We start from the raw sequence: 2,717 nt of genomic DNA on the forward strand, positions 1-2,717 counted from the left end.
GCCGAGGGGATCCAGGCCTCGTTCGAGGACGGTGTGCTGCAGATCCTGGTGCCCAAGGCCGAGGAGGCCAGCCCCAAGCGCATCCAGATACGCCCCGGCCGAACCGAGGCCCCCGCGACGAGCAGCGCAGGCGCAAGCAGCAAGGACACAACGGCCAGTTGAGTCCAGCCGGAGGGGCGGGTCACCCGGTCCGCCCGGGAGCGTCTCCCCGCCTCTTAGCCGGCGTCAACAGCGACGACAACCAAGCGCCCGCCGCCTCTCGTCCGTAGGTAGCCACTTACCACAGCCAAGAAGACGAACAGAGGTGCTCTGATGCCACGCTGCCCGCTGTGCCGATCGGCCCTGGTCACCATCGGCTTCGGTCTGTACCCGATCGCCATCTGCACCAGCTGCGGGGCCCGCTGGGTCCAGGACGGCCGCCAGCAGCGGGCGATCAACCAGGTCCAAGAACCCACCCTGTTCGCCTCGGCCCGCTAACTGGATCCCAACAGGCGGCCGCGCCACAGCTCCGCACGCTCCAGCGGCTGCTTCCTGAGAGGACTGGCCATGGTGATCCACTACCCGCCCGCGCGGCTTCGCCACCACCGCGACCAGCCGGCCGCGATCACCAACCTCCTGATCGCCACCTCGGGATCGTCCCACCAAACCAGCGACATCTCGCTTGGCAGCCCGACCTGCTCGGCGGGCAGCCGCCGCGGCCGCTGGGCGCTATATCCCAACGGCGAACAGGTCGTGGTCCTCTGGCCCGGCGGGGCTCTGACCGGCTCACCGGGCGAGGTTGCCGGTGAGCTGGACCAGCTGGACGGCGACGGCCACGATGCGCTGGACCGCGGCGCTGTCTGGGCGATCCGGCAGTTCCTGACCGACCCCGCCGCCACCGATGGCGCCCGATGGTCGTCGACCCGGACGCGGACCTGGTCCAGCCCCGCGGTGGGCTACTGGCTCAGCGGTGCCACCAACCAGCCCGGCCACCACACCCACCCGCCGGCCAGCCGGTCCGGCGCGCCTACACCGGTCCCGCCGATACCGCTGCCCGACCCCAGCCCGCAGCCGACCCCAGCACGAGCCGCCTGACCACACCCCAACCCCGCACGCCAGCATCCGCCACCACGACGGCCGGCCGCTGTTGCCGACAGGTCGGTTCCATGCCGAACCGAGAACGGGAGCCGACGACATGACCGCAACCAGCAGCACGCCCACCACCGCTCCTCCTCCCACCCGACCACCGGCGCCGCCGGGGCTGCGGCTGCAGCTGGACCCCACGATGGCCGGCACCGGCGCCGTGGATGGTGGCTGGTGGCCACGCTCGCGGGATCCGGATGCCGAACTCCCCGACCTCATCGCGGGCCTGGACTCCACCCTTGGGCCGATCACCCGGATAGCGCTCAACCTGAACGCCTGGGACACCGCTCCCCGCCGCGTGGCCATGGACGGTCGCCGCGTCCGCGTCGGCTGGTTCCGCCATATGGACGCCCACACGATCGGAGTCAGCAGAGCGTCCCAGGACCGCGTGCTCTTGCTGGTGGTCCCGCCGCAGGCCACCACGGCCGCGGCGGGGATCGCGATGGCCATGGCAGCTGACGCGGCCAACAGCGCCGGGCCGGCCGACATCCTGGCAGCCGCCGGGATCGGCGGCGAGGACCCCATGCCGCCGCAGCCACTCCCGTAGCAACGCCCCACCTTCCCGACCTGATCCCGGATCGTTGATCCTTGGTCCGTGGCCGGTTGCTCCTCGGCATCGCACCTGGAAAGGAACGCTGGCAGCCATGCCGATCGAACCCGCGCAGCTTGCCGGCAGCCTCGGCGCTCTGAGCTCCCTCGACGTCGACCAGGGCCTGGACGTGACCCTGCAGCAGGTGCTGCGCTCGGCCACGACGCTGCTGGATGCGGACCGGGCCGTCCTCATGCTGGTCGACCAGGCCGGCGCGTTGCGGTGGGCGAGCGCCTCCGGCCCGGGTGGTGAGGCCGTGGCCGGCGCCCTCAGTGTGCCTGTCGAGGTCGGTGGTGGCCCGCTGGGGACACTGGATGTCTACGTCGGCGCCCCAAGGGAGTGGGACGACAGTGCGGTGGCCGCCCTGCAGGCCTATGCCGGGCTGGTCGCGAGCCTGCTTGTGGCCGCGGTGACGGCGCGGCAAACGGGCCCGTTGGCCGGGCAGTTACAGGCGGCCTTGGCGCACCGGTCGCTAGTCGAGCAGGCCGTACAGCTGCTCGTCGACCGCGAAGACCTGGACCGGCCGGCCGCTCTCGGGTGGCTGGAAACATCGGCCAGGTCGTCCGGGCGCGTGCTGGTCGAGATGGCCCGTGCGGTGGTCGGGGGGGTGCCGCTCCCTTCGGACCGGCTGGCCCAGGCCAGGGTGCAGCGGCGCGAGGCCACCGATCTTGCGGTTGCGGTGCACCGCCGGGACTCGGAGCTGCACGAGGGCGCGGCCCGACGGTACGAGCGGGGCGGCCAGCCTGGCCGAGCCCAGACCGAGCGGCTGCAGGCGGCCGCGGCGCGTGGCCGGATCATCGACGCCGAAGCCGAACAGCGCCGAGCCGACCAACAACCGTAGACGGCCGCGACAGGACACGGCCCTCCACGCCGGACCCGTCAGCCGGTGGGCAGCGACGCCGTCACTCGAAGGTCACCCAGTCGGCCACAACCGTGGGCGCTGCCTCGCTGGCTCCTTGCTGCCGCTTGGGACAGCGGACCGCGCTACTTGGGCGCGTCGGTGGCG

Annotated in this window: 4 protein-coding genes; all 4 read left to right on the top strand. The window is 72.3% G+C overall.

The features are described 5' to 3' along the window. Window positions 1-312: 312 nt before the first annotated feature. The 4 genes from VF468_15940 (at window position 313) to VF468_15955 (ending at window position 2,552) form a co-directional block, all read left to right on the top strand. Window positions 313-477: a zf-TFIIB domain-containing protein gene (locus VF468_15940; GenBank protein HEX5879783.1), complete on the top strand. Its 165-nt coding sequence runs from the start codon at window positions 313-315 to the stop codon at window positions 475-477. Window positions 478-546: 69 nt separating this feature from the next. Then, entirely contained in the window at window positions 547-1,074 is a 528-nt protein-coding gene (locus VF468_15945) for a hypothetical protein (protein ID HEX5879784.1), read from the top strand. A 100-nt stretch (window positions 1,075-1,174) separates the two neighbouring features. After that, on the top strand, window positions 1,175-1,669 hold the full coding sequence (locus VF468_15950) for a DUF5994 family protein (protein HEX5879785.1): 495 nt from the start codon (window positions 1,175-1,177) through the stop codon (window positions 1,667-1,669). Between the two features lie 97 nt (window positions 1,670-1,766). After that, window positions 1,767-2,552 (top strand): ANTAR domain-containing protein, encoded by a 786-nt coding sequence (locus VF468_15955; GenBank protein HEX5879786.1) that lies wholly within the window; start codon window positions 1,767-1,769, stop codon window positions 2,550-2,552. The last annotated feature ends 165 nt before the right edge of the window (window positions 2,553-2,717 follow it).

This window comes from Actinomycetota bacterium, from assembly GCA_036280995.1.
In the GTDB taxonomy this organism is placed as follows: Bacteria; Actinomycetota; CALGFH01; order CALGFH01; family CALGFH01; genus CALGFH01.

Bases quoted from the DNA above. Each gene is read 5' to 3' on its own strand.
- VF468_15940 (HEX5879783.1), top strand. From the start codon at position 313: ATGCCACGCTGCCCGCTGTGCCGATCGGCCCTGGTCACCATCGGCTTC.
- VF468_15945 (HEX5879784.1), top strand. From the start codon at position 547: ATGGTGATCCACTACCCGCCCGCGCGGCTTCGCCACCACCGCGACCAG.
- VF468_15950 (HEX5879785.1), top strand. From the start codon at position 1,175: ATGACCGCAACCAGCAGCACGCCCACCACCGCTCCTCCTCCCACCCGA.
- VF468_15955 (HEX5879786.1), top strand. From the start codon at position 1,767: ATGCCGATCGAACCCGCGCAGCTTGCCGGCAGCCTCGGCGCTCTGAGC.